Genomic DNA, 24,063 nt, shown 5'->3' on the forward strand with positions numbered 1-24,063 from the left:
TATTCGGAACAGTTATTTAGTCCAAGACAGGTTCGATCGGTTAAAAAACAACCAACAAATGCAAGAGAGCAAAAGAAAAGCGCCCAATATTGGGCGCCTATATACAAACTCAGTGATTGGCAAGCAAAAAGTCTATGTTGTGTGAGGGCAATTTAACAACATTATCACTTGGTGGTAGCTGCTGCTTGGCCAGCCACACCAGATCACAAATGCCATCAGTTGGTTCGAAGGCGGCAGGCGCATGCATCAGGATGTCGCGTACTTGCTGTTGATCAAAACGGTGACAAGCATCATCCAGCGAGGCCAACAAGGGGCGCAGTCGCGACCAAGGTAGCCAGCTCTCTTGTGCCACCATGATCCTGGGATGTTCGGTTCCTCTGGCATCATCACCAATCAGTAACTCTTCGTAGAGCTTTTCACCCGGCCGAGTATTGCCATGCCAGTGGGGCCGGTATAAATGGCCACCACCTTGGCAATCACAAATCCCATCGCCATGCGTAGCAGGGTTAATAACCCGTCATGGCGGTGACTTTGAGTAGACGCTTCATCCAGCAAACTCATTGATAGCAGCTATCACTTGCTTAACCGCAGCATCACTCATAGTTGGATCAAGCGGAATTGAGAGCACTTGCTGGTGAATTTGTTCGGTTAGCGGCAACTGCATATCGGCATATTTTTTATACGCCTGCTGTTTGTGCGGCGGAATGGGATAATGAATTAAGGTTTGAATTTCATTTTCAGCTAAGTGCTGTTGCAGGGCTTCGCGCTGTTCACAACGCACAACAAACAGGTGCCAGACATGTTGCTTGTAATGTTGGATGGCGAATGTAGTGGCATCGAGTGGTAATATGATACGCGGATTGCTGATCCCCTCACAATACATAGCGGCAATCTGTTGGCGGCGGGCAGTTTCGGCCTCTAAATGGCGTAACTTGACCCGCAGCATGGCGGCTTGCATTTCATCAAGACGGCTATTTACACCTTGATAGAGGTTTTCATATTTTTTATGGGAACCATAGTTGCGCAGGGCTTTGAGTGTTTGTGCCAGTTCATCATTATTGGTGGTGATGGCACCGGCATCACCAAGGGCACCGAGGTTTTTCCCCGGATAAAAGCTAAAGCCTGCGGCATCACCCCAGTTACCGGCACGCTTGCCATTCATTTCGGCACCATGGGATTGAGCACAATCTTCCAGTACTAATAGGTTATGCTGCTTGGCAAGCGTCATGATTTCCGACATAGGGCACAACTGGCCATATAAATGTACGGGCAGAATGGCTTTAGTTTTCGGGGTAATAGCAGCGGCTATCGTGGCTGGATCCAAGTTATAGCTGGCCGGATTTGGCTCAACCAGCACCGGCACCAAGTCATTTTCGGTGACGGCTAACACGGAAGCAATATAGGTATTAGCTTGGACGATCACCTCGTCACCAGCCTGCAGTTTTCCCAGATTCTTCCACGCACGCAGAGTGAGTATCAACGCATCCAAACCATTTGCCACACCAATAGCATGCTTGGTGCCACAATAAGCGGCAAACTCGGTTTCAAATTGGGTCAGTTCATTGCCCATAATATACCAGCCGGAATCAATAACGCGTGCACAGGCATCTTTAAGTTCTTGCTGATATTGATTATTGATGACTTTTAAATCGAGAAAGTTGATCATGTTAGCACTCTATATATTTAATGATTTTTGCCGGATTACCTACTACCACTGCGTAAGCAGGAACATCTTTGGTCACAACGCTACCTGCTCCAACCATCGCGTGTTTACCTATGGTAATACCAGGTAATAAAGTCGCATTAGCACCAATGGAAGCATGATCTTCGATAATGATTTTAGAAAATGCATCAGGATAAATTTTAGAGCGAGGCATTTTATCATTAGTGAACGTGGCACACGGGCCGATGAACACGTTATTCCCAATGCGAGTACCATCCCAAATATAGACACCTGACTTTATCGTTACGGCATCCCCGATCACTACATCATTTTCAATCAGAGTATGGGCACAGATATTACAATCACGACCAATGGAGGCATCTTTGAGCACGACGGAAAACTGCCATATACGGGTACCCTCGCCAATTCGGCTGCTTTGCACATCACTGAGCGGATGAATGAACATTGTTATTTTTCGCCTCCAAAAACTCATCATAATCACGAATATAATCTGACTCATCATAAAGTTGATCAGCGAGAACCATGAGCACACAATCCTCTGAAAATTCGTACATTTCTCGCCACATAAATGACTCAATCAGCAAACCGTGGGCCGGATCATCGAGTAATACTTCGACCCGCTCGTTACCATCATCTAATACAAAACGGCACGAACCGCGCACTGCAATAGCGACTTGCTTAAGCGCCTTGTGAGCATGAAACCCACGGCGTACACCTTCTTTCGTTTTAAATAAATAATAAACTCGTTTAACCGGAAAAGGAATGTTCTTGCCCTCTTCCAGCGCAATCAGTGAGCCACGATCGTCACCGTGAGCCTGAAGAGGTATTAGTTTAATTTGCATGTTCAATAGCCTTATTGAATTTTATAAATGATTGAGCGCTCTGATCTTTTTTTGAAAGAAATACTTTCTCGACAGGCCATTGAATATTCAGTTCGAAATCATTCCACGCAATCGCACCTTCACTTTCACGATGGTAATAATCAGTGGTTTTATATAAAAAATCAGCCGTATCGCTCAAGGTAACATACCCATGCGCAAACCCTTCCGGGATCCACAACTGCCGCTTGTTCTCACCAGATAGATGAACACCGACCCATTTTCCAAAGGTCGGCGCGCTTTTGCGGATATCTACCGCCACATCAAACACTTCACCTGCCACACAACGCACCAGCTTGCCCTGAGCATGGGGCGGCAACTGATAGTGCAAGCCACGCAGTACCCCATTCGAAGATTTGGAGTGATTATCCTGTACAAAGGCAACCGGATATCCTACCGCCTCTTCAAACAACTTGTGGTTGAAACTCTCAAAGAAAAAGCCACGCTCATCACCAAATACTTTTGGCTCAAAAATAAGCACGTCAGGGATCGCTGTCTTGATTACATTCATCTGTCTATCCACATTTGATTCAATCTTTATGGGGGCAGCATATTACCTCCCCCCATATCACATCAGGCTTTGGCAACCATTCTCAGCAGATATTGACCATAAGCATTCTTTGCCAGCGGTGCAGCAAGTTCACGAACCTGCTCGGCATTGATAAATTTCTGGCGATAGGCAATCTCTTCCGGACACGCCACTTTCAACCCCTGACGTGTCTCGATGGTCTGAATAAAGTTGCTCGCTTCAATCATGCTCTCGTGGGTGCCGGTATCAAGCCAGGCATAACCACGGCCCATCATCGCCACCGACAGATTACCTTGCTCCAGATAAATACGGTTTACATCGGTAATTTCCAACTCACCACGGGGCGATGGCTTCAGACTCTTGGCGATCTCCACCACGCTGTTGTCGTAGAAATAGAGGCCGGTGACCGCATAGTTGCTCTTGGGCTCCAACGGCTTCTCTTCCAGAGAGATAGCGGTGCCCTGCTTATCAAACTCAACAACCCCATAACGCTCAGGGTCGTGCACGTGGTAGGCAAACACGGTAGCACCGCTCTCTTTGGCCGCAGCAGACTCCAGCTGTTTCTGCAGGTCGTGGCCGTAGAAGATGTTGTCACCCAACACCAGCGCACACGAGTCTGAACCGATGAACTCTTCACCCAGAATAAAGGCTTGTGCCAACCCGTCCGGGCTTGGCTGGATCTTGTATTGCAGGTTCAGACCCCACTGGCTGCCATCACCCAGCAATTGCTCAAAACGAGGGGTATCTTGCGGCGTACTGATGATCAAAATATCGCGAATACCGGCCAGCATCAGGGTACTCAGCGGATAGTAGATCATCGGCTTGTCATAGATGGGCAGCAGCTGCTTGCTCACCGCCATGGTGACCGGATAGAGACGGGTGCCTGAGCCACCGGCCAGAATAATGCCTTTACGTTTGGTCATGATGCTTGTTTCTTATTTTTAAATTGCAAAAGAAAAGGGTGGCTTGCGGCCACACCTTTACGTTTTATCCCTTCCAGTCAGGGATGCATTCAATAAATCCCTGACCAGTGATTTATTTGCCCAGGATCTCGGTCAACATCCGCTCCACACCGACCGTCCAGTCCGGCAGCACCAGATCGAAGGTGCGCTGGAATTTGCGGGTATCAAGACGGGAGTTATGGGGACGTTTGGCCGGGGTCGGAAAGGCGCTGGTCGGCACTGCATTGAGTTGCGTGACCGCCAGTTCAACGCCAGCCTCTCTAGCTGTGGCAAACACCAGCTGGGCGTAGTCAAACCAGGTGGTGGTACCGGAGGCAATCAGATGGTACAACCCAGCGACCTCGGGTTTGCTCTGCGCCACGCGGATCGCATGGGCGGTGCAATCGGCCAGCAACTCGGCACCGGTCGGGGCGCCGAACTGGTCATTGATGATTGACATTTCGCTACGCTCTTTGCCGAAACGCAGCATGGTCTTGGCAAAGTTGGCGCCACGGGCGGCGTAGACCCAGCTGGTGCGGAAGATCAGGTGACGAGCGCAGAGAGCAGCCCCCTGTTCCCCTACCAGCTTGGTTTCGCCATAGACGTTGAGCGGTGCGGTTGCATCGGTTTCTAGCCAGGGGCGCTCACCGCTGCCATCGAACACATAGTCGGTGGAGTAATGCACCAGCCAGGCACCCAATCCTTCCGCTTCTTTGGCGATAGCGGCTACGCTGGTCGCGTTGAGTAACTCGGCAAACTCCCGCTCGCTCTCCGCCTTGTCGACTGCGGTATGTGCCGCGGCGTTAACAATCACGTCCGGCTTGACCAGACGTACCGTTTCGGCCACACCCGCCGGATTGCTGAAATCGCCGCAATAGTCGGTGGAGTCAAAATCAACGGCAGTGATGCGCCCCAACGGCGCCAGTGCACGCTGCAACTCCCAACCTACCTGGCCATTTTTACCAAACAGCAGAATATGCATCAGGCACGCTCCCCGTAGTTCTGCTCAATCCAGGATTGGTAGGCACCGCTCTTGACGTTGCTGACCCACTGCTGGTTATCCAGATACCACTGCACAGTTTTGCGAATACCCGACTCGAAAGTCTCCTCTGGCTGCCAAGCAAGCTCACTGCTCATCTTGCTGGCATCGATGGCATAGCGGCGATCGTGGCCGGGGCGATCCGCCACATAGGTGATTTGATCGCGGTATGAACCCGCTTTCGGCACCATCTCGTCCAGCAAATCGCAGATGGTGTGTACCACGTCCAGATTCTGCTTCTCGTTGTGACCGCCGATGTTGTAGGTCTCGCCGACCAAGCCAGTGGTCACCACCTTATAGAGCGCGCGCGCGTGGTCTTCCACATAGAGCCAGTCACGGATCTGGTCGCCCTTGCCATAGACCGGCAGCGGCTTGCCATCCAACGCGTTGAGGATCACCAGCGGGATCAGCTTCTCGGGGAAGTGATAAGGGCCGTAGTTGTTGGAGCAGTTGGTGACGATGGTTGGCAGGCCGTAAGTACGGAGCCAGGCGCGTACCAAATGGTCGCTGGAGGCCTTGGAGGCAGAATAGGGGCTGCTGGGGGCGTAAGGAGTGGTTTCGGTAAAGAGCGGCAATGGCTCATCGGCAGCAACTTCATCCGGATGAGGCAGATCGCCATACACCTCGTCAGTGGAGATATGGTGGAAACGGAAGGCCGCCTTGCGCACCTCGTCCAGACCATTCCAGTAGGCGCGAGCCGCTTCCAGCAACATATAGGTGCCGACAATATTGGTCTCGATAAAGTCAGCAGGGCCGGTAATGGAGCGGTCAACATGGCTCTCGGCAGCAAGATGCATCACAGCATCTGGCTGGTGCAGGGCAAACACCCGATCCAGCTCGGCACGATTACAGATATCCACTTGCTCAAACGCATAACGATCGCTTGTCGATACATCGGCCAAGGATTCCAGATTGCCGGCATAGGTGAGTTTATCGAGGTTGATAACGGAATCTTGGGTATCACGGATGATATGACGAACAACCGCCGATCCGATAAAGCCTGCTCCACCGGTAACGAGAATTTTCATATATAGGATGCTCTTACAGAAGTTGTAGTTCGGTTAATTCGGATGGGATAAATCTGGGGTAATATGAATAAACGGCTCAAAAAACACTCTAGAATTTACTCTCCAAAACATGCAGGCGAACATAGCTCAGTGCTCAATATTTAAGCTAATACGGCAAGCGCTATGGCTACCGCACTGGGTTGCAGCCCCCAGTTCGCTGATTTTAACCATATTGCTCAAGCTGTTGGTCATCATGTCCTCCAGCATTCTTGTGTTTTTTTGGCAGTGTATATGGCGGGAAACGATTACAAATTGAAATGGTTTTGCACACCGCATTAGCCCGATTTGATACGGAATTCTATCCCGTTTCCCCAAAGGATGAACAGCTAAAAAGCACTGTGCAGTGAGCGCAATTTGAGACTTGTCACACCCATAACATCACCATACACCTACTCCCACAACACTTTAGTGCTTACCACAAAGCAATAAATGCTTACATTTTTAACAAAAAAACAGGGCAACCCATGGGGTTGCCCTGTTTGGTGGTCAACTAGACCAAAGCAGGCTGGCGGTTTATTGCACGCTGCTCAGATCAGTTTCACCTGCATGCCATCAGTCATGTTTTGACTCATCGGCATGGGTCAGGCGCTCTTCTTTGCTGCTGTGTTTGGTGAAGTAACGCATCACCAACACGAAGAAGAGCGGTACAAAGAAGATGGCCAGCACGGTGGCGCTGATCATTCCCCCCATCACGCCGGTACCGATGGCGTTGCGGCTGCTGGCGCCAGCGCCGGAGCTGATCACCAGCGGCAGCACCCCGAGGATAAAGGCGAGCGAGGTCATCAGGATCGGGCGCAGACGCAGACGCGCCGCCTCCACCACGGCTTCACCCAACCCCATCCCCTTGTCATAGAGCTCTTTGGCAAATTCCACGATCAAAATCGCGTTCTTCGCCGACAAGCCGATGGTAGTCAGCAGGCCGACCTGGAAGTAAACATCGTTCTCCAGCCCGCGCAGGGTGGCAGCCAGAATGGCCCCCAGCACCCCGAGCGGCACCACCAGCATCACCGAGAACGGAATGCTCCAGCTCTCGTAGAGGGCCGCCAGACAGAGGAACACCACCAGCAAAGAGATGGCGTAGAGCGCGGGGGCCTGTGAACCAGCCTGACGCTCCTGGAAGGAGAGCCCGGTCCACTCGATGCCCACCCCTTCAGGCAGCTGTTTCACCATCTGCTCGATGGCGGCCATCGCATCACCGGTACTCTTGCCGGGCGCCGCTTCCCCGACGATCTCCATCGCCGGTACGCCGTTGTAACGCTCCAGACGCGGCGAGCCGAAGCTCCACTCGGTGCTGGCAAAGGCGGAGAAGGGCACCATCTGGCCAGCTGCGTTGCGCACATACCAGAGCTTGAGATCTTCCGGGTTCATCCGGAAGGGAGCATCCGCCTGCAGGTAGACCTTCTTGATCCGGCCCCGGTCGACGAAATCATTGACGTAGGACGAACCCCAGGCTGCGGCCAGGGTGTTGTTGATGTCCGCGATGGAGAGCCCCTGCGCCAGCGCCTTCTCGTAGTCGATCTTGATATCGAGCTGCGGCGTATCTTCCATCCCGTTCGGGCGCACCCGCACCAGATTGGGATCCTGCGCCGCCATGCCGAGCAGTTGGTTGCGCGCCGCCATCAGCTTGTCGTGACCGATGCCGCCGCGATCCTGCAGGAAGAAGTCAAAGCCGGTCGCCGTACCCAGCTCCGGGATCGGAGGCAGGTTGAAGGCGAACACTTGCGCCTCCTTGATACTGAACAGATAGCCCATGGCGCGACCGATAATGGCATTGGCGCTGCGATCCGGGCTCTTGCGCTCGCTCCAGTCCTTGAGCTTGATAAAGGCCATGCCCGCGTTCTGGCCGCTACCGGCGAAGCTGAAGCCCGACACGGTCAGTACGGAGTCGACGTTATCCTTCTCGTTTTTCAGGAAGTAGTCGCGCATGTCCGCCAGCACCACCTCGGTGCGCTGCTTGGTAGCCCCCACTGGCAGTTGCACCATGGACATGATGACCCCCTGATCCTCTTCCGGCAGGAAGGAGGTAGGCATCCGCATAAACAGCACCGCTAACACCGCCAGCATGGCGCCGTAGATCAGGCTGTAACGCACGCCCTGCTTGATCACCTTGCGCACACCGCTCTGATAGCGGTTGGTCCCCACATCAAAGGCGCGGTTGAACCAGCCAAAAAAGCCGCGCTTGGCACCAAACTCGCCATGTTTCATCGGCTTGAGCAGGGTGGCACAGAGCGCCGGGGTCAGGATCAACGCCACCAGCACCGACAGCACCATGGCCGAGACGATGGTCAGCGAAAACTGGCGATAGATGGCACCGGTCGAGCCGCCGAAGAAGGCCATCGGCACGAACACGGCGGAGAGCACAAGGGCGATCCCCACCAGCGCGCCGGTGATCTGGGTCATCGACTTGCGGGTCGCTTCCAGCGGGGAGAGATCCTCCTCGCTCATCAGCCGCTCCACGTTCTCCACCACCACGATGGCGTCATCCACCAGCAGGCCGATGGCCAGCACCATACCGAACATGGTGAGGGTGTTGATGGAGAAGCCGAACGCCGCCATCACCCCAAAGGTACCGAGCAACACCACCGGCACCGCAATGGTCGGGATCAGGGTGGCGCGGAAGTTCTGCAGGAACAGATACATGACGCAGAACACCAGGAAGATCGCCTCGATCAGGGTCTGCACCACCTCCTCGATGGAGATCTTTACAAACGGCGTAGTGTCGTAGGGATAGACGATCTTCATGTTGGCCGGGAAGTAATCCGACAGCTCATTGAGCTTGGCACGCACCTTCTCGGCGGTATCCAGCGCGTTGGCGCCGGTGGCCAGCTTGATGGCGACTGCCGCGGTGGACTGGCCATTGTAGAGCGCCTCGGCGTCATAGCTTTCACCCGCCAGCTCGACCCGGGCCACGTCTTTGAGCCGCACCTTGGAGCCATCCTGATTCACCCGCAGCAGGATATCGTTGAACTGCTCCACGGTAGAGAGACGAGTCTGCCCCATGATGGTGGCGGTGAACTGCTGATCTTCCACCGATGGAGTGCCACCCAGCTTGCCGAACGCCACCTGGGCGTTCTGCGCCTTGATGGCCGCCTGCACATCACCCGGGGTCATCTGCACCCGGTTGAGCTTGTTGGGATCGAGCCACACCCGCATGGAGTATTGGCTGCCGAACAATGTGATCTCGCCTACCCCGTCCAGACGGCTCAGGGGCTCCTTGATGTTGGAGACCACATAATCCGCCAGGTCGTCGTTGTTCATGCTGCCATCGCTGGAGATGAACGCCGCGACCATAAGGAAGCTGCTGGAGGTCTTCTGTACCCGAATCCCCTGCTGCTGAACCTCTTGCGGCAGCAGCGACATCGCTTGCTGCAGCTTGTTCTGCACCTGCACCTGGGCGATATCGGGATCGGTCCCCGGCTGGAAGGTCAGGGTCACCGACACCCGCCCCGCGGAGTCAGACTGAGAGGACATGTAGAGCAGGTGATCCAGCCCGGTCATGTTCTGTTCGATGATCTGAGTTACCGAGTCTTCCACCGTTTTGGCAGATGCGCCCGGATAGCTGGCAGAAATACCGACCGCGGGCGGCGCAATGCTCGGATACTGGGCGACCGGCAATTTGATGATGGCCAGGCTACCCGCCAGCATGATCACCAGCGCGATCACCCAGGCAAAAATGGGTCTGTCTATAAAAAATCGAGCCATGAGGCGATTACTCCATCCTACTTGTTGGCCGGGGTGCTGGACGCAGCCTGGGCAGACTGTGCATCGGCGCCCTGCTCAGCGGGATTGACCACGGTGCCCGGTCGTACTTTCTGCAAGCCAGCCACGATCACCCGCTCGCCGGAGGTGAGGCCGGACTCCACCACCCAGTTGCTGCCAACGACACGGCTCAGCTGCACGTTGCGCAGCTCCACCTTGTTGTCAGTGGTCACTACCATCACTGTGGCGCCGCCATTGGGGGTGCGGGAAACCGCGGTTTGCGGCACCAGCAGTCCTTGCGCCCGCTCACCCTCTTGCAGGGTAGCGCGCATGAACATGCCAGGCAGCAGCAGTTGATGAGGGTTGGGCACAATCACCCGCAGGGTCACCATGCCGGAGGTCTCATCCACGGTCACGTCGGAGAACTGCAACGAGCCCTCTTCGCCATAGGTGCTGCCATCTTCCAGCTGGAAGGTCACCTTGGCGCCTTTCTGTTCGTCTTGAGTCAGCTTGCCCTCGGCGACCAGTCGCTTGAGGCGCAGCAGATCGGCGGTGGACTGACGCACATCCACATACATGGGATCGAGCTGCTGGATGGCAGTGAAGCTATCCGCCTGCTGAGCAGTCACCAGCGCCCCCTCGGTCACCGCGGATTTGCCGATGCGGCCGCTGATGGGGGCTGTGATGCGGGTGTAACCAAGATTGATCTCGGCGGTGCGCAGGGCGGCCTTGCTCGCCATGATCTCCGCCTTGGCCTGCTTCCAGCTGGCGTCGGCGTCGTCATAGTCCTGACGGCTGATGGAGTTGACTTTGAGCAGCTCCTGATAACGTTTGGCTTTGAAGCGGGCACTCTGCTCGTTGGCCTCGGCCTTGGCCACATTGGCCCTGGCGCTGGCGACCGCAGCCTGATAGACAGCCGGATCGATCTGATAGAGCAGATCGCCCACCTTCACATCGCTCCCCTCGGTAAAAAGGCGCTTGAGGATGATGCCGCTCACTTGCGGACGCACTTCGGCCACCCGCAGCGGGGCGCTGCGGCCGGTCAATTCTGTGGTCAACATCAGCGGGCCACTCTGCAGGGTCACTACGTTGACCGCAGCGGGGGGCATGCCGCCCTGTCCTTGGGGTGCGCCCCCCTTGTCACCACAACCTGCCAGCAAGCCTGTAGCCAGCAAGGCGAGACCAACTGAACGAGCAAGAATATGTTTATGCATGAAACACCTGAGCCTTTGCCAGTCAATGAACAATCAGGGCCACACGGGCCCTGTTGGTAAATAGTCGAAAGATGAGGCAATATACATACATTCATAAATGTATGTAAGTGACTTTTTGCTTGCATGAGGCATAGATTTCAATGGCCAGACGAACCAAAGAAGAGGCGCAGCAAACCCGCGGCCATATCATGAACACGGCGCTGGATCTGTTCTGCTCTCAGGGCCTGGCCAAGACCAGCCTGACCGACATCGCCAGGGCGGCAGACCTGACCCGTGGGGCCATCTATTGGCACTTCAAGAACAAGGACGAGCTCTTCATTTCGCTCTGGGAGGAGCTCTGCAGCCCCCTCGCCCACCAGCTCGATGCCTGCCTCAATCCAGAGGAGCCAGATCCGCTGGGGCAACTGCGTCTCTTCTTCGAAGGGGTACTCCACAGCTTCATTCACAATCCGGCCCAGCGGCAGATGTTCACCATCCTGTTCAATCTCGAATCGCTGGAGGGGGAAGCCATCTCATTGCGCGAACATATTCGCAGCCAGTCCGGCCACTTTTTTCGGGATCTGGAGACAACCCTGGCCAACGCGATACGACGGGGCCAGCTGCCCGCCGACCTCAACCTGCAGCGCGCCGCCACCCTGCTCCACTGCACCCTGGATGGCTACATCATCAACTGGCTCCACTTTCCCGGGCGGATCGACCTGCAGAGCGAGTCCGGCTTCATGATAGAGAGCATGTTCACCATGCTGGCCCAACCCCACGGGCCTGCCTACGGCCACTAACAGGAATCAGCAACTCCAATATGCCCCTACAAACCGGGGTCTGACCGCACGCTTTGGCAGTCAGGCCCCGATTTGTTAAAGTGTGCGCCCCCTGCTTGAGGTAACCCCTGTGCCACACTCTGACGCCATCCCCACTCCCCAGCCGCTGAACGACCAGCACGCCCCTATTCGGGCCGCCTTTGTGGCGCGCCTCAAACCCGGCGCCCATCTGCTCAATGGTCAGTGCGGTACGGGGGAGGATCTGCGCTGGCTGCGTACTGAAGGGTGTGTGGTCACCGCCTGTGAAGCTGTGCTGGCCGACGCCAAAGTTGCCTCGCAGCAATACGGACAAGCGGTGCGGGTCGGCCCCCTCGCGCGGATGCACTCGGTGCTCCCTTACGATGGCATCTGGCTAAGTCGCCCGCTTGATAGCAACGCGGCCACCCTCGTCCCCCTGTTGCAACAGCTGGCGGCCCTGCTCAAAGCGGGCGCCCCGCTCTGTTTCCCCCTGCTGCCAACCGGCGAGATGAGCCACGACCAGCTGACGCTGCATCTGCAGCAACTGGTCACCACATCCGGGATAGCGCTGCAACTGGCCCCGATGGGGGCCGTATCTGCCAGCACACCACCATACGCCAGTAAAAACGCCAGCCACTACGTCATGTTGCTGCGTGGCGATCATCGGGCCTCCTAACGGGCTAATTCATCACGGATTTTTCAGTTCAACGCCAAACCGACAGCAAGTCTGCTCTCATAGCTTTCGACAATATTTAACTCGGTGTTAACGCAGCGGAGGCAGACATAACACGGTTTCTGTGTTAAAAAGTGTGATTAATATCAAAAATTAATAACAAGACAGACAATACAACCAACTCCGGATTTCCTTATGAAACTTGTCCTGAAACTCATTGCTGGCATCCTTGCCGGTCTCTTGCTCGGTCTCTACGCCCCTGAGTGGATGGCGCGCGTGCTGTTTACGGCCAAGACGGTGATAGGTCAGCTGATCACCTTCACCATTCCGCTCATCATTCTGTTCTTTATCATGAGCGGCATCGCCAGCCTGCCGAAAAACTCCGGCAAGCTGCTGGGCAAAACCGTGGCCCTCTCCTACTGCTCTACCATTCTGGCGGGACTGTTCGCCTTTACTGTGGCGAGCCACCTGATCCCGCAGCTGACCACCGCTGCCGAGCCCACCACGGCCACGGCTATCAAGCTCGCCTCCTACGTCAATCTGGAGATCCCGCCGCTGTTTGGCGTGATGTCAGCACTGGCCGCCGCCTTCGTGTTCGGCATCGGCATCAGCGCCACCCAGGCCACTGATCTGCGCCGGGTCGCCGATCAGGGCCGTGACATCATCGACCGCCTGCTGGCCAAGGTGATCATCCCGCTGCTGCCGTTCTATATCGCCGGGGTCTTTGTCGAGATGACGGTAGAAGGCACAGTGTTCGCCACCCTGAAAACCTTCGGCGTGGTGCTGGTGATGGCGATCCTGATGCACTGGATCTGGCTCTCCGTGCTGTTTATCGGCACCGGTCTGGCCCTTGGCCGCTCACCGGCCCAGCTCATCAAGAACATGCTGCCCGCCTACTTCACCGCGCTGGGGACCATGTCGAGCGCCGCCACCATTCCGGTCGCCCTGCAATCGAGCAAGAACAACGGGGTGAGCGACGGTATCGCCAACTTTACCGTGCCGCTGTGCGCCACCATTCACCTGTGCGGATCCACCATCACGCTGGTGACCTGTGCCACCGCGGTGATGTTCCTCTCAGAGCATCTGGCCATTCCGGGCATCGAGACCATGCTCCCCTTCATCATGATGCTGGGGGTGATCATGATCGCCGCACCGGGCGCCCCGGGTGGTGGCGTGATGTCGGCACTGGGCCTGCTCACCTCCATGCTCGGCTTCGGTGAAGCCTCCATCGCCCTGATGATCGCCCTCTATCTGGCGCAGGACAGCTTCGGCACCGCCTGCAACGTCACCGGTGACGGCGTGATTGCCCTATGGGCCGACCGCTTCGCCAACGGCAGCGAGAGTGCAGCCCCCGTGGCCGAGGCCGAACAGGCGTAAGTTCGCCGGGAAGGCCCCCGCCATCCGCTGTAAAAACCGCAGGCCCGAACCGTGTTCGGGCCTGCGTCGTTTCTGCCTCCTTCTCTGTCTTTCTCTTTCCTCCTCTGCCCCTATCTCTGACTCTCTCTGCCGCCCACCGCACTCCCATTGCCCCCTACAACCGACAAAATTATTGGCATATGCAAGATACAAGCGTATAAGTGGCATATGCCAATTAGGAGCCACCATGCCAAGACCCAAGATTGCCCGCCAGATCTGTGGCCGCCCCGCCAACAGCAGCTTCAAACCCAACGGCCGCCCCATGCATCAGCTGGAGCAGGTCACTCTGGCCCCTGACGAGTTCGAGGCATTGCGCCTCGTCGACCTTCAAGGAATGCAGCAGCAGGAGGCAGCCCTGGTGATGGGGGTCTCCCGTCAGACCCTGGCCAATATCCTGAAAAAAGGGCGTTACAAGGTGGTGGAGTGTCTGAGTCTGGGCAAGGCGTTGATGATGCAACCCGCCGAGCCCGACCACCAAACCAGTGGAGAAGAGCCGAAATGAATGCTGTCACAACCATGACCACCAACCCCTGCAACAGCGCCCTGATGCTCAGTCAGGGGCTGCTGGCCGGACACTTTACCCGTGCCGAGCAGCTGCAGATCCTGGGCCCCGAAGGGAACGTCATCGCCACCCTGGCCAACCCGGCCGCCGCCGAGGGCTGTCATGGCAAGCAAGGGCTGCTCGACGCCCTCGCCCATCATCAGGTGGGTCAGGTGGTGGTGCGTAATATCGGCGAGCGGATGCTGGGGCGCCTGCTGGCGGCCAATATCCGGGTGCTGCAGTGCCGTTCTGCCCGGCTGCCGCTACCCGCGCTGCTAGCCCCCGCCAATCTGCAACTGCTCACAGGTGCCAGTCAGGGCCGTCCGTCTCGCCGTCATAAGAGCAAGTCGGCGATCCGTGCCATCCAGCCCGCCAGCGCGGGCCATAGCCAGAGCCCTGCGCATTGTCATGGTGGCTGCAACAGTGGATCCGATCATTGTTGCGCCAGTGGTGACAATCAGGCAAACAGTCCACGGCAAGGGCATACTTGTTGTCACGGCAGTGAGGGCACCAACCAACAGGGCGGTTGCTGCCATCATCACTGATGCCATCGCCGTGCATGTCATCACCATCAAGGAGAAGAGATAATGTCCATCTGGTTGTTGAGCCTGCTCGCCTCGTTCGTGCTGATCCTGGCCATGGGCACCATCATCTGGTGGCGCCAATACAAGCTTGCCCAGAAGCGGGAGGATAAAGAGGTGCGCTCCTGTGGCTGCTCCAGCGCCTGCGCGGATCACCTCTACCAGATCAGCGAGCCGACGCCCAAAAAGTAACCTGAGCGCAAACGCCATAGCCGCAGAGATAAGGTCGGCAAAATAAGGGCGCGTGGAATCGAGAGGCGCATAAAAGAGAGGGGGTACCTGCTGGTGCCCCCTCTCTATTTACTCCTCGTCATGCTTAAACCGCCTCTTTCCCCCCTTACGCTCATCACACGCACTCAACAAGGCTCGGCGCCGCTGGGCGCCACGCTCGCAGAGCAGGCCGGATCCTGATACTGCTGATAGATAGCATAAAACTCGGCCTTGCTGTGCAGGGCTGCGGCGACACAGGCGGGATCAAACTGGCTACCGGCATGCTCCTCCAGATAGGCAAAGGCCGTCTCGAACGGCCAGGCCTTCTTGTAGGGGCGCTCGCTGGTCAGGGCATCAAACACATCGGCCACCGTCACGATGCGCGCTGCCAGCGGGATCGCCTCCCCCGCCAGCCCTTGCGGATAACCGGTGCCATCAAAGCGCTCGTGATGGCTGGCGATGATGTTGGTCAGCATGTCGGTGTGGTGAATGCCATCGAGACCAAACTCGTTGATCATCAGGCTGATCATCTCCCGCCCCTTGCCGGGGTGGATCTTCATGATCTCGAACTCTTCCGGCGTCAGCTTGCCCGGCTTGAGCAAAATGGCATCCGGCACCGCGATCTTGCCGATATCGTGCAGCTCGGAAAAGAGATGGATAAACTCCACCTCCTCATCGCTCAGGCCGCAACTGGGTGCCAGCGTCTTGGCGATCAGCCGGGAGTAGGCAGACATCCGGTGCAGATGGTTGGCGGTCTCCTCATCCCGATAACGGCTGAACTCCCGCGCCGTGGTCAGCGCGCCGCCAAGGGTCTGGATGGAGAAAAACTCCACCGCAATAATGGCCGACAGCATCTGGGCATAAGCCGACAGCTCGCTGCGGATCGGCTCGTTGAAATAGCCCGGTTCCATCGCATCGCAAAACAGAAAGCCAAACAGCTTGCTGTTGAACAGCAGCGGCTCGGTATAACTGGAGGCATAGCCCGCTTCCAGCAGCTTGCGGCTGTGCTCCGATGCTGAGCCGCGCAGTGCATCCAGATTGCCGAGCACCCGGGGCTGCTTGTGCTCCGCCAGATAACGCAGGGAGGGAACATCGCTCAGCTTCACCTCATACTGCACCAGCGGCGAGTGCCCCTCGGTGCTGTGGGCAAAGGTCTTGAGCTGATCCGTATGCTGGTCATAAATCGCGATGGCCACCCGACCCAACTTGTCAAAGCGCTGCCTGAGCGTGGCGTGCAGATTCTGCACTCTCTCGTCAAATGAATGTTCCATCCCCATCTCCATCCGTGCAGCTTTGATAGGAGTATAGTGACCCCCATCCTGGCGGACCTGTCATATTAACCACGGAATCAATAGTAGTCGGGCGCACAGCAGGACTAATCCTCCTCACATCGCGCCATCATTGGCATTAGCCGGTACGATTTGACCTTATCGAAGATATTGTTCGGTTCTGCCATGCTGGCTGTATAGTTTTTGGTTAACCATTCCGGTAAAATTCGCGCCCTTAAAGAAGAGCCACCTAAGAGTGATTGAGCGATGTCCAACACAAAACAGGCCCCCAAAGTAGGATTCGTCTCCTTGGGTTGACCTAAGATCGCAAGACCAATCCACATCTAATACAGTCAGGCTTGTGCTAGCGGTATCCCATCACTTAGCGCCGGTTATAATCCAAAACAAGCTGAGGCTGGGTTAGCATTACTTTACGAGGTCCAGCGACAAATGCATCCACCGCTGCGGCAAACCACGATGAGCGAAGAGCGGCGGTCTTCCGTTGGAAGACATCAAAGTTGAAGCAACTTGGCTCAAACACAACCTACAAAGATCAATATCGAATCTGTTCAGATAAGTTCAAGGTGCCGGTTAATCAATCCAAAATCAGCAACTGGTTCACACCCTTTCTCTGAAAACATCAGTGCACCTCGCCGCTGCTCTTTCAGATTTGCTATGGCCTGAAAAAAGCAACTCTCGCACAGGTGAACCTCGTAACTTTCGCCATCGTGCTGAGTTCCATAACCCCAGTGGGCACTCAATGTGCCAAACTCGATATTGCTAACAGCCCCCTCCGTTTGGCAACTCTCTTCACAAACATCACAGCGAATATCGCTGATTACCTCGACCTCTTTTTTGGTCATGATTTTCATATCCTGTTACTCCATTCATGCAGCATCTGCGAATCAACTGCATCGAGTCCGCAGGTTGACCACTCCTCTGCATTGATGATTGCGTGTGATGGTCTCTCTAACTTTGCTACTGCCGCTCTATGTGATTCACCCAAGGGCTGTAGACTGACTGTGGAATACCAAGCATTACTAATGATGCCCCTCCGAGATGAAGATCCGTATGAATTCCGACATCCCATGCCAGAGACTTGTTCAGACCTTCCTTAGCTCCTGAAGCTCCTGAGGTATCGGCCATTGCTCCTTAAAATCCATAAATTCGGCAACAAACGAAGCCATAACACCCTTAACAAATTCATCATATGTGGATTGATTAATAGTGACATGTAAGAATGACTCCACTCTCAGAGAATCTCCTACTGCGGCTAAGAAATCCGCGTTTTGAAAAATTAGTGTCACGGTGCTACTTTTTTGATTCTGACTCAAAACGATCTGTTGATTGGACATTTTTCACCCTCAAATGATGCTTATATGCAGTGTCATTATATGAGTGTACTCATAGCCGTGTACAGTGTGCCGTATAATGTAGACCATATCTCCTCTTGTGAGGAGATAACATGGATTCTGACGAGTTTGATCTTGCGGTGCTCGCAACTGCATTCGGTAAAAATGTACGGGAACTGCGGTCTGCACGCGGTATGCAACAGGAAAAACTTGCGCTAATTGCTGGTATAGATCGTGGTCACATGGGAAAAATCGAACGTGGGGAGACTAGGGTAACCTTGGAAAAAGTTTATCTGATCGCCAAAGCTCTTGGGGTCTCGCCTGCATCATTGCTGCCATAACCATAGCTGTTACTCTAACCAAATATTGCACGTTCCAGCATGGGGGGATTTTCTCGCTTGTCTAGGAGCCATAGCACAACGCATCCATCGACTTGAAGGTCAGATGGAGTCCGACGGGATCTGATTGTTCTGGGATTCAACGGGTGCAAGAAAACGATCTGGTTGTGACAACCTGCGACAGGCGCAGCAGAGAAGAGTTTGCATTGGTAAAACAATCATACTCTGCAAAAGCACGTTTTTTATTTCCGCCCAACATGGGCGAATATAGCCATATTTTATTGATACTATGTTTTCTATTTTCTATTTTCTATTTTCTATTTTCTATTTTCTGTCAGATCATAGAAAAACCATTACAAAGTGATGGTGCATTGATTTTCAAGCTAACTTAATGAATTTTAATTCATCAACACCAACTCGCCGATTGAATAAAAATAAGGTGTGGGTTTGTAAAACTGGTCTCTCTTCGCTGCGCAGCAGCGGAATGTTGAAATGGAAAAAATTTATTTATAGCTCTCATAATTAGTAAATGGACAGTTTTCCAATTTTTTCAAGTGGGGGGATGTGAAAAAATCTTCAAAATCAATCTGATTGATCAAATTTCAATCTATTATGCTAGTTTTAGCATATAAGCCAGCCGACTTATTACTTATTGACAAACCCCATGCTCAATCCGCCCTACAAGCTCGACAACAGCCTGGACTCCCATCTGTGTAGTCAACAACGTGGCTGGAGCCACGCCACCGAGCCCCCAGGCTGTGCGGTTTAACCATGACACAGCCTTGATGGCATCGTTCCTGTGGAAGAGGAGTACCACATCGAGGGCCTGTGCAACTCCGTATACCCTAGCACCCTGCGATATTGATAGGGGAACCTCAATCCGAAGCTTTCGGGCCAGTGCACTCCGGCTAATACCAGCCCATTGGCAAACCGTCCCCACATCCGTCTTCATCAATTCAGCGAGCCGATAGAGTATGTCCGGTGATACGCCAGCCACGATCCATAGATGTGCTCCTAGTGGGTCACGAGGAATACCAAGAGCTTCTAGGAGAAAGTTCGCAGTAGCTGCTTGATAGGTTGCATAGGGCATCATGTAGCATTCCTCATTATACAAACACGACCTCTCATGAGCTATCCTACCCCAAACTGTCGTTTTCAGTAGAAGATTAGCAACAAAATGCCCCTGCATTGAGGAGGGCTGATGACCGAGTTGGTCTGTACTGAATCAGGTTTAGGCATTGAACTTGGATAGGGAGATAATAAGAATGATATGCTTCCATACTCTAGTTTGTGTGGAGAGAAATATTTCTTATCATCGACTCATTCTGTGAGCCAATGATATTTTTCAATCGGCTCATTTCGTGAGCCGATCAAGCTCGTTCATCGGCTCATCTGGTGAGGTGGTCTCAACGCTCACTACCACCTAAATTTAATTTTTGGCTACATAGTTTCATAGCAAATTGGAGCTTGGTCACCAAGCGACTCCAAACGCGATTTCGCTCACGTCTTTTTGAATAATGCTATTTCTATAATCGTCTTGGTGCCAAAAACAGTGGTGCTAATACTGGGGTTGAGAGATAATTTCACTGATATAAAAATGTGATACATGAGGATAAAAATGAACGATTTTTTGAAAACTCTGTTGAATATCCGTAGTCTGCGTGCTGCATTGCGCGAGCTTTCTTTTGAGCAGCTGGTCGAAATCAGAGAGAAATTCGAAGAGATTTTTGCTGAGCGTGAGCAGCAAGAAAACAAAATCAAAGCCGAGTCTGCCGAGCGCCTGCAAAAGTTGGCAGAGTTTACCGAGATGTTGAAAGAGGCTGGCATCGATCCGAGCGAGCTGGTTGGTACTGCGGCTCCGGCGAAAGCTGAAGGTTCAGCTAAAGCCAAACGCGCTCCTCGTCCTGCCAAATACACGTACACCGAAGATGGTCAAGAGAAGACCTGGACTGGCCAGGGCCGCATGCCTAAAGCTATCGCAGAGGCTGTTGCGGCTGGCAAGGCTCTGGAAGATTTCCTGATCTAATGCTGAGAGCCTATGCCAGCTCGGCGTGGGCCTTTAATTCTATATCTAGTAGGAGCATCGTATGGGGAGGACATTAGGGGAAATCATTGCATCTGAATCACCCGAGGTTGTCCAGAGAGCCAAGGCTCTTGCCGAAGAGCAACTGGTACGTCTCAGTGTGACCAAACTGCTTTCAAATCTCGGGCCTGGTGATGTTCCTGCAATAGATCCCGATGTTCTCGATAGTTTGTTATCACTCAAAAGATTAGTTGAGAGCCATGACTGTCGGTTAAATCTATTCGTTCATATGCCTGACGGCACTCATCATGGCGTCAATATTTAATTAAAGAGCTTCATTGGTTCGTTAATCGCAGATCTCATCTACCAAATGAAATTAACGCCCCATAGCGATGCTTTTTCAAACACCCTCGGTGTGCAAGTGGATCTGATAGCGTGTACTGCGTCCGCCACCAGGTAATTTCTCAATGCACCCCCTATCCACCAACTCCGCCAGATGCCGTGTAGCCGTGGGCTTACTGACTCCGGCGACTTTTTGATATTGACTGGCACTGATGCCATTTTCAAAACCCTGTTCGCCGCCATCCAGTAGGCGGTTAATCACTTTGGTTTGCTCTGGGCTCAGGCCGTCATGACAGTGCCGCTGCCAGAAAGATGCCTTGGCAAGGCTACGGGCGATACTTTGTAATGCCAGCTCTATGGAGAAATCCAGTGTGTCGAGAAACCAACAGATCCAGGGGGTAATATCTAGCGGGCCCCTCTGCGCTGACTCAAGCCCCCGATAGTAGTCACCCCGCCGATCTAGCATAGCAACTGACATGGTATACAAACGGATGCTTTGGCTGTCAGCCTGTGACAGCGCAAGATCGGTCAGTGCCCGCGCTAACCGCCCATTGCCATCATCAACGGGGTGCAGCGTCAGAAACCAGAGATGGCAGATCGCCGCACGAAGCAGTGGATCCATCGTGGGGTCATGCCGAGTCTGGTTAAACCAGCGGATGAACTCGGCCAGTTGATCGTCCAGAGCTGCTCTGGGCGGTGCCTCAAAATGCACGGTGGGGCGATCAACACGCCCAGAGACAACCAGCATCGGCGCATCTCCTCGCAACTGCCCTACATTCAGCCGCTTCACCGACCATTCGTTGACGGGGAACAACCAACGATGCCATTGGTAAAGTCGTTCAATTGTCAGTGGTTGTTCATGGTTGTCGATGGCATCCAGCATCATGGCCGCGAGCCCCTCTGAGCGATCTGACACGGGATAGGACGGAGTTTGTGATCCCCCTAACCGCCTAGCCAAGGAAGAACGCACGGATTGGGCATTGAGACGCTCACCCTCAATAGCGGATGAGGAGATGATGTTAGCCAGTAACGTATCCAACGTTTGGTCGGAGTTCCCCAATCTGGAATGACTACCTATTAGCATTCCCAGCCTGCGTTGAACCTGCCGTAATCTGGGCAATATCTCGCTATCCTGCCAACGAAAATGGGGCCAGTCGGCTTGTTGCCAAATCCAAAATGGTTCCATTATTTCCTCATCCAACGTGCTAGGGTCTCAATAATGAGCCGACCCAGCCCATCATTCAGCTCAATGTTTGAGCCGAATATAACACATGCAGCAGACCAACAGAGCTGGTAGTGAGGATGGAGATACAGGCTGAAAATCTCAGACCGGAGCTGACGAAAAACTGGATTTATTGCTGCTGTGTGGCGCTACAGCAACCAGTGGATAGACAAGGCGGGGTATCGGTACAGTCAGTATAAAAATAGGTTGTGAAATGGGCTCTCAGGCGGGAACTCATTTTCGTTTCGGAGGGCTATTGTGAGCTTGCAGCTTGCGCTGCATGAAACCACACCCAAGAAGGCGCCATCGGGTCTGCTCATTCATATGCCTAACGGTACACATTATGATGTCAATATATAGTATTGCTTATCCTCCCAGGATAATCTTAGCGAGTTTACACATCAACCATTAGCAAAAACCAAAGATCTTACAACCAAACCATTCTCTATTGAATTTAAAGGACCCAACCTTCAAATTTTTCAATTGCAGCACGCATTTCCTCACTCATAGCCTGAGTCTTTAAGGCATTTACCCTTTGATTGAGATAAAAGTCATCAGACGTGATAAAATGTGTGCCATTCACTAAGTCCAACATCCTAATACACTTTCCATCTTTATCGATACACTCGAAGTTATTGACGAATTTGTTGTAGGCTAAGAATGCCTCCTCATTTTCCTGCTGATGATGCATGTCAAAACCGAAATCAGCGATATATTTATTGTCAATGACAATACCATCAGTACTCATCCCACCAAATAACTCAACCTGAATGTAGAAACAGCTAGTAACAGAATGTACTTTTACGGATTTAACAGTTTTATATATTGTATCTCTGACCTCATTTCTTATATCTGTCTGATTGTAGTCAATGAAGCTTGGAGGTATAAGCATATATATATCTGGATTGATAGAGATCTCTTCATGACTTCTTTCAATGCTCAACTCTTCATTTAACTTTTTGCGCTCCCTAGATAGGCTATTTAATCGCTCAGTAAACAAAATATATATATCACCCTCTGTGGCAGCCTCAATAGATTGAAACGTACTCTTTATTTTTGAACTTATCGCATCTATTTTATTCTTTAGTAAAGCAACCTTATTCTCATTTTCATTTTTTTTGGGCTGAAGGATGACACTGCCAATCAGCAACATGAGTGCGTACTCAAAATATCGGTTATCAAATGTTGCAGCTGTGCAGCTTTTCACCGATGTGTCTGATCTTCCGCTGCATTTGTAACGAAGCTTTTCATCTTTTTTTCCCGCCTTACTGCGGTAGACCTGTAGTGAACTGCCACAATCCCCGCAAGTGGCGATACGCATTCCCGTAATGATGCCCGCAGCGCTTTTCAGCTTACTAGTAAATTGCTTTTTTTCACTACGCACATGCCTAGCTTGTGCGAATTCAGCCTCAGTGCATGCTAGGGGGTAATAGTTTTCCAATAGATGCTCACGACCATCAATATGAATTATTTTTTCACCTAAGACTGCCCGATCACTGATAACCTTTTTAATAAGGTTTATCCCCCACCCTTCCTTATTAGAATTTTGAGCTATTGTAGGGGGAGTATAGTTTTCATCTAAATATTTTTTTATTGTTATATGCCCCTTCCCTTCACGAATCATCGAAATGATTTCTTTAATCACGGGAAAATAATATGGATGAGGGCGAACAAATCCGGTTGTAGTATCAACCCAAAATTTGTTCTTTCCGAAACCATTAATCGCTGCCGGATAACCATCCGTATCGCGAACACCATCTAGGTGCCGCTTTAAAGCAACACGTGCAGCACCAGTAACTCGAGCAGAAAGCTTATTTGTATAATCATTACTACTTTCAAGCTTGACAAGTGCGAAAATGGCAGATGCCAAATTATCTTTTTGATATACCGCCCCATCAATCCAGGTATAAACAAAAACATTAGCAGCAAGTACACATGTTAAATACTCACTTGCTCTTGTTAACGCTAGGCGAGAGAAACGATCTATATTTTCCATGGCCAATACAGAGCCGGGGGCGATTTGACCTGAACGGCATAGTTCAATAAAATCGCCAAGACGTCCATGTTCAATATTTTCCCCTTTACTGGCTGACATGCCGTTATCTGACATATGAACAACAGGCATACTACTATATTTTGCCTTTGTTGCTTCAACCAATGCACCTTCAGTCTGACGTTGGACGCCAGTTTTATTACCAGCGGCTTGTTTTTCAGTACTTACACGACTATACAAATATAGTGTTGGTGCAGATGACATTAAATTCATAACA

Annotated in this window: 24 protein-coding genes and 3 pseudogenes; 9 read left to right on the forward strand and 18 right to left on the reverse strand. The window is 52.9% G+C overall.

Features of this window, described 5'->3' with window-relative positions; genetic code table 11:
- Window positions 1–109: 109 nt before the first annotated feature.
- The 10 genes and pseudogenes from BN1135_RS06510 to BN1135_RS06550 form a co-directional block, all read right to left on the reverse strand.
- Window positions 110–427: pseudogene (locus BN1135_RS06510) on the reverse strand (polysaccharide biosynthesis protein); the annotation flags it as partial.
- Window positions 428–544: 117 nt separating this feature from the next.
- Window positions 545–1,666 carry a DegT/DnrJ/EryC1/StrS family aminotransferase gene (locus tag BN1135_RS06515; RefSeq protein WP_042019774.1) on the reverse strand — a complete coding sequence of 374 codons (1,122 nt, stop codon included), beginning with the start codon at window positions 1,664–1,666 and terminating at the stop codon, window positions 545–547.
- Between the two features lies 1 nt (window position 1,667).
- Complete coding sequence (locus tag BN1135_RS22620) at window positions 1,668–2,129, reverse strand: acyltransferase (RefSeq protein WP_042019806.1); 462 nt, start codon at window positions 2,127–2,129, stop codon at window positions 1,668–1,670.
- Window positions 2,107–2,526, reverse strand: coding sequence for a sugar 3,4-ketoisomerase (locus BN1135_RS21415; protein ID WP_071287654.1), 420 nt, complete (start codon window positions 2,524–2,526; stop codon window positions 2,107–2,109). Before BN1135_RS21415 ends, BN1135_RS22620 begins: the two co-directional genes overlap by 23 nt.
- Window positions 2,516–3,073, reverse strand: a complete 558-nt coding sequence (rfbC, locus tag BN1135_RS06525) for a dTDP-4-dehydrorhamnose 3,5-epimerase (protein WP_042019775.1) — start codon at window positions 3,071–3,073, stop codon at window positions 2,516–2,518. Before rfbC ends, BN1135_RS21415 begins: the two co-directional genes overlap by 11 nt.
- A gap of 62 nt (window positions 3,074–3,135) precedes the next feature.
- A complete protein-coding gene (rfbA, locus tag BN1135_RS06530) occupies window positions 3,136–4,014 on the reverse strand; it encodes a glucose-1-phosphate thymidylyltransferase RfbA (RefSeq protein WP_042019776.1) in 879 nt (292 codons plus the stop codon).
- Between the two features lie 112 nt (window positions 4,015–4,126).
- Window positions 4,127–5,014 carry a dTDP-4-dehydrorhamnose reductase gene (gene rfbD / locus BN1135_RS06535; RefSeq protein WP_042019777.1) on the reverse strand — a complete coding sequence of 296 codons (888 nt, stop codon included), beginning with the start codon at window positions 5,012–5,014 and terminating at the stop codon, window positions 4,127–4,129.
- Window positions 5,014–6,099, reverse strand: coding sequence for a dTDP-glucose 4,6-dehydratase (gene rfbB / locus BN1135_RS06540; protein WP_042019779.1), 1,086 nt, complete (start codon window positions 6,097–6,099; stop codon window positions 5,014–5,016). The genes rfbD and rfbB overlap by 1 nt, the downstream gene beginning before the upstream one ends.
- Window positions 6,100–6,690: 591 nt before the next feature.
- On the reverse strand, window positions 6,691–9,840 hold the full coding sequence (locus BN1135_RS06545) for an efflux RND transporter permease subunit (RefSeq protein WP_042019781.1): 3,150 nt from the start codon (window positions 9,838–9,840) through the stop codon (window positions 6,691–6,693).
- Window positions 9,841–9,857: 17 nt separating this feature from the next.
- Window positions 9,858–11,051 (reverse strand): efflux RND transporter periplasmic adaptor subunit, encoded by a 1,194-nt coding sequence (locus BN1135_RS06550; protein WP_042019782.1) that lies wholly within the window; start codon window positions 11,049–11,051, stop codon window positions 9,858–9,860.
- Between the two features lie 140 nt (window positions 11,052–11,191).
- On the opposite strand from BN1135_RS06550, the gene BN1135_RS06555 reads away from it, so the two are divergent.
- The 6 genes from BN1135_RS06555 to BN1135_RS06580 all read left to right on the forward strand — a co-directional run bounded on the left by BN1135_RS06555 (window position 11,192) and on the right by BN1135_RS06580 (window position 15,230).
- A complete protein-coding gene (locus BN1135_RS06555; RefSeq protein ID WP_042019783.1) occupies window positions 11,192–11,830 on the forward strand; it encodes a TetR family transcriptional regulator in 639 nt (212 codons plus the stop codon).
- Window positions 11,831–11,939: 109 nt separating this feature from the next.
- Window positions 11,940–12,503 (forward strand): hypothetical protein, encoded by a 564-nt coding sequence (locus tag BN1135_RS06560; RefSeq protein WP_042019784.1) that lies wholly within the window; start codon window positions 11,940–11,942, stop codon window positions 12,501–12,503.
- 192 nt (window positions 12,504–12,695) lie between these two features.
- Window positions 12,696–13,877 carry a dicarboxylate/amino acid:cation symporter gene (locus BN1135_RS06565; protein ID WP_042019785.1) on the forward strand — a complete coding sequence of 394 codons (1,182 nt, stop codon included), beginning with the start codon at window positions 12,696–12,698 and terminating at the stop codon, window positions 13,875–13,877.
- Window positions 13,878–14,103: 226 nt separating this feature from the next.
- Window positions 14,104–14,418, forward strand: coding sequence for a DUF134 domain-containing protein (locus BN1135_RS06570; RefSeq protein WP_042019786.1), 315 nt, complete (start codon window positions 14,104–14,106; stop codon window positions 14,416–14,418).
- A complete protein-coding gene (locus BN1135_RS06575) occupies window positions 14,415–15,002 on the forward strand; it encodes a NifB/NifX family molybdenum-iron cluster-binding protein (protein ID WP_042019787.1) in 588 nt (195 codons plus the stop codon). The genes BN1135_RS06570 and BN1135_RS06575 overlap by 4 nt, the downstream gene beginning before the upstream one ends.
- Window positions 15,003–15,044: 42 nt before the next feature.
- Entirely contained in the window at window positions 15,045–15,230 is a 186-nt protein-coding gene (locus BN1135_RS06580; protein WP_042019788.1) for a hypothetical protein, read from the forward strand.
- Between the two features lie 164 nt (window positions 15,231–15,394).
- On the opposite strand, the gene BN1135_RS06585 is transcribed toward BN1135_RS06580, so the two are convergent.
- The 4 genes and pseudogenes from BN1135_RS06585 to BN1135_RS06595 form a co-directional block, all read right to left on the reverse strand.
- Window positions 15,395–16,519 carry an HD domain-containing phosphohydrolase gene (locus BN1135_RS06585; RefSeq protein WP_042019789.1) on the reverse strand — a complete coding sequence of 375 codons (1,125 nt, stop codon included), beginning with the start codon at window positions 16,517–16,519 and terminating at the stop codon, window positions 15,395–15,397.
- A 566-nt stretch (window positions 16,520–17,085) separates the two neighbouring features.
- On the reverse strand, window positions 17,086–17,388 hold the full coding sequence (locus BN1135_RS06590; protein WP_042019790.1) for a hypothetical protein: 303 nt from the start codon (window positions 17,386–17,388) through the stop codon (window positions 17,086–17,088).
- A gap of 42 nt (window positions 17,389–17,430) precedes the next feature.
- Window positions 17,431–17,539, reverse strand: a pseudogene (locus BN1135_RS21995) (IS630 family transposase); the annotation flags it as partial.
- 80 nt (window positions 17,540–17,619) lie between these two features.
- On the reverse strand, window positions 17,620–17,871 hold the full coding sequence (locus BN1135_RS06595; RefSeq protein ID WP_017778755.1) for a hypothetical protein: 252 nt from the start codon (window positions 17,869–17,871) through the stop codon (window positions 17,620–17,622).
- A gap of 110 nt (window positions 17,872–17,981) precedes the next feature.
- On the opposite strand from BN1135_RS06595, the gene BN1135_RS06600 reads away from it, so the two are divergent.
- Window positions 17,982–18,209 carry a helix-turn-helix domain-containing protein gene (locus tag BN1135_RS06600; protein ID WP_042019791.1) on the forward strand — a complete coding sequence of 76 codons (228 nt, stop codon included), beginning with the start codon at window positions 17,982–17,984 and terminating at the stop codon, window positions 18,207–18,209.
- Window positions 18,210–18,855: 646 nt separating this feature from the next.
- Here BN1135_RS06600 and BN1135_RS06605 read toward each other — a convergent pair.
- Window positions 18,856–19,395 carry an antitoxin Xre/MbcA/ParS toxin-binding domain-containing protein gene (locus tag BN1135_RS06605; RefSeq protein ID WP_082186744.1) on the reverse strand — a complete coding sequence of 180 codons (540 nt, stop codon included), beginning with the start codon at window positions 19,393–19,395 and terminating at the stop codon, window positions 18,856–18,858.
- A 429-nt stretch (window positions 19,396–19,824) separates the two neighbouring features.
- On the opposite strand from BN1135_RS06605, the gene BN1135_RS06610 reads away from it, so the two are divergent.
- The gene (locus BN1135_RS06610) at window positions 19,825–20,232 is read left to right on the forward strand and encodes an H-NS family histone-like protein (protein ID WP_042019792.1); all 408 of its coding nucleotides are present in this window, start codon (window positions 19,825–19,827) and stop codon (window positions 20,230–20,232) included.
- Between the two features lie 61 nt (window positions 20,233–20,293).
- Window positions 20,294–20,554, forward strand: a complete 261-nt coding sequence (locus tag BN1135_RS21420) for a hypothetical protein (RefSeq protein WP_082186745.1) — start codon at window positions 20,294–20,296, stop codon at window positions 20,552–20,554.
- A gap of 75 nt (window positions 20,555–20,629) precedes the next feature.
- Here the strand turns inward: BN1135_RS21420 and BN1135_RS06615 are convergent, their stop codons facing one another.
- The 3 genes and pseudogenes from BN1135_RS06615 to BN1135_RS21430 form a co-directional block, all read right to left on the reverse strand.
- On the reverse strand, window positions 20,630–21,457 hold the full coding sequence (locus BN1135_RS06615) for a Fic family protein (RefSeq protein ID WP_223290103.1): 828 nt from the start codon (window positions 21,455–21,457) through the stop codon (window positions 20,630–20,632).
- A 66-nt stretch (window positions 21,458–21,523) separates the two neighbouring features.
- A pseudogene (locus BN1135_RS22370) lies at window positions 21,524–21,757 on the reverse strand (DUF4172 domain-containing protein); the annotation flags it as partial.
- A gap of 490 nt (window positions 21,758–22,247) precedes the next feature.
- A complete protein-coding gene (locus BN1135_RS21430; protein ID WP_082186746.1) occupies window positions 22,248–24,059 on the reverse strand; it encodes a recombinase family protein in 1,812 nt (603 codons plus the stop codon).
- Between the last annotated feature and the right edge of the window lie 4 nt (window positions 24,060–24,063).

The sequence above is a fragment of the Aeromonas sobria genome (assembly GCF_000820145.1).
Classification (GTDB): Bacteria; Pseudomonadota; Gammaproteobacteria; order Enterobacterales; family Aeromonadaceae; genus Aeromonas; species Aeromonas sobria.

What these genes read in the sequence shown, in the direction of transcription:
- BN1135_RS06515 (WP_042019774.1), bottom strand. Translation starts at nt 1,666, where the DNA reads ATGATCAACTTTCTCGATTTAAAAGTCATCAATAATCAATATCAGCAA.
- BN1135_RS22620 (WP_042019806.1), bottom strand. Translation starts at nt 2,129, where the DNA reads ATGTTCATTCATCCGCTCAGTGATGTGCAAAGCAGCCGAATTGGCGAG.
- BN1135_RS21415 (WP_071287654.1), bottom strand. Translation starts at nt 2,526, where the DNA reads ATGCAAATTAAACTAATACCTCTTCAGGCTCACGGTGACGATCGTGGC.
- rfbC (WP_042019775.1), bottom strand. Translation starts at nt 3,073, where the DNA reads ATGAATGTAATCAAGACAGCGATCCCTGACGTGCTTATTTTTGAGCCA.
- rfbA (WP_042019776.1), bottom strand. Translation starts at nt 4,014, where the DNA reads ATGACCAAACGTAAAGGCATTATTCTGGCCGGTGGCTCAGGCACCCGT.
- rfbD (WP_042019777.1), bottom strand. Translation starts at nt 5,014, where the DNA reads ATGCATATTCTGCTGTTTGGTAAAAATGGCCAGGTAGGTTGGGAGTTG.
- rfbB (WP_042019779.1), bottom strand. Translation starts at nt 6,099, where the DNA reads ATGAAAATTCTCGTTACCGGTGGAGCAGGCTTTATCGGATCGGCGGTT.
- BN1135_RS06545 (WP_042019781.1), bottom strand. Translation starts at nt 9,840, where the DNA reads ATGGCTCGATTTTTTATAGACAGACCCATTTTTGCCTGGGTGATCGCG.
- BN1135_RS06550 (WP_042019782.1), bottom strand. Translation starts at nt 11,051, where the DNA reads ATGCATAAACATATTCTTGCTCGTTCAGTTGGTCTCGCCTTGCTGGCT.
- BN1135_RS06555 (WP_042019783.1), top strand. Translation starts at nt 11,192, where the DNA reads ATGGCCAGACGAACCAAAGAAGAGGCGCAGCAAACCCGCGGCCATATC.
- BN1135_RS06565 (WP_042019785.1), top strand. Translation starts at nt 12,696, where the DNA reads ATGAAACTTGTCCTGAAACTCATTGCTGGCATCCTTGCCGGTCTCTTG.
- BN1135_RS06570 (WP_042019786.1), top strand. Translation starts at nt 14,104, where the DNA reads ATGCCAAGACCCAAGATTGCCCGCCAGATCTGTGGCCGCCCCGCCAAC.
- BN1135_RS06575 (WP_042019787.1), top strand. Translation starts at nt 14,415, where the DNA reads ATGAATGCTGTCACAACCATGACCACCAACCCCTGCAACAGCGCCCTG.
- BN1135_RS06580 (WP_042019788.1), top strand. Translation starts at nt 15,045, where the DNA reads ATGTCCATCTGGTTGTTGAGCCTGCTCGCCTCGTTCGTGCTGATCCTG.
- BN1135_RS06585 (WP_042019789.1), bottom strand. Translation starts at nt 16,519, where the DNA reads ATGGAACATTCATTTGACGAGAGAGTGCAGAATCTGCACGCCACGCTC.
- BN1135_RS06590 (WP_042019790.1), bottom strand. Translation starts at nt 17,388, where the DNA reads ATGAAAATCATGACCAAAAAAGAGGTCGAGGTAATCAGCGATATTCGC.
- BN1135_RS06595 (WP_017778755.1), bottom strand. Translation starts at nt 17,871, where the DNA reads ATGTCCAATCAACAGATCGTTTTGAGTCAGAATCAAAAAAGTAGCACC.
- BN1135_RS06600 (WP_042019791.1), top strand. Translation starts at nt 17,982, where the DNA reads ATGGATTCTGACGAGTTTGATCTTGCGGTGCTCGCAACTGCATTCGGT.
- BN1135_RS06605 (WP_082186744.1), bottom strand. Translation starts at nt 19,395, where the DNA reads ATGCAGGGGCATTTTGTTGCTAATCTTCTACTGAAAACGACAGTTTGG.
- BN1135_RS06610 (WP_042019792.1), top strand. Translation starts at nt 19,825, where the DNA reads ATGAACGATTTTTTGAAAACTCTGTTGAATATCCGTAGTCTGCGTGCT.
- BN1135_RS21420 (WP_082186745.1), top strand. Translation starts at nt 20,294, where the DNA reads ATGGGGAGGACATTAGGGGAAATCATTGCATCTGAATCACCCGAGGTT.
- BN1135_RS06615 (WP_223290103.1), bottom strand. Translation starts at nt 21,457, where the DNA reads ATGATGCTGGATGCCATCGACAACCATGAACAACCACTGACAATTGAA.
- BN1135_RS21430 (WP_082186746.1), bottom strand. Translation starts at nt 24,059, where the DNA reads ATGAATTTAATGTCATCTGCACCAACACTATATTTGTATAGTCGTGTA.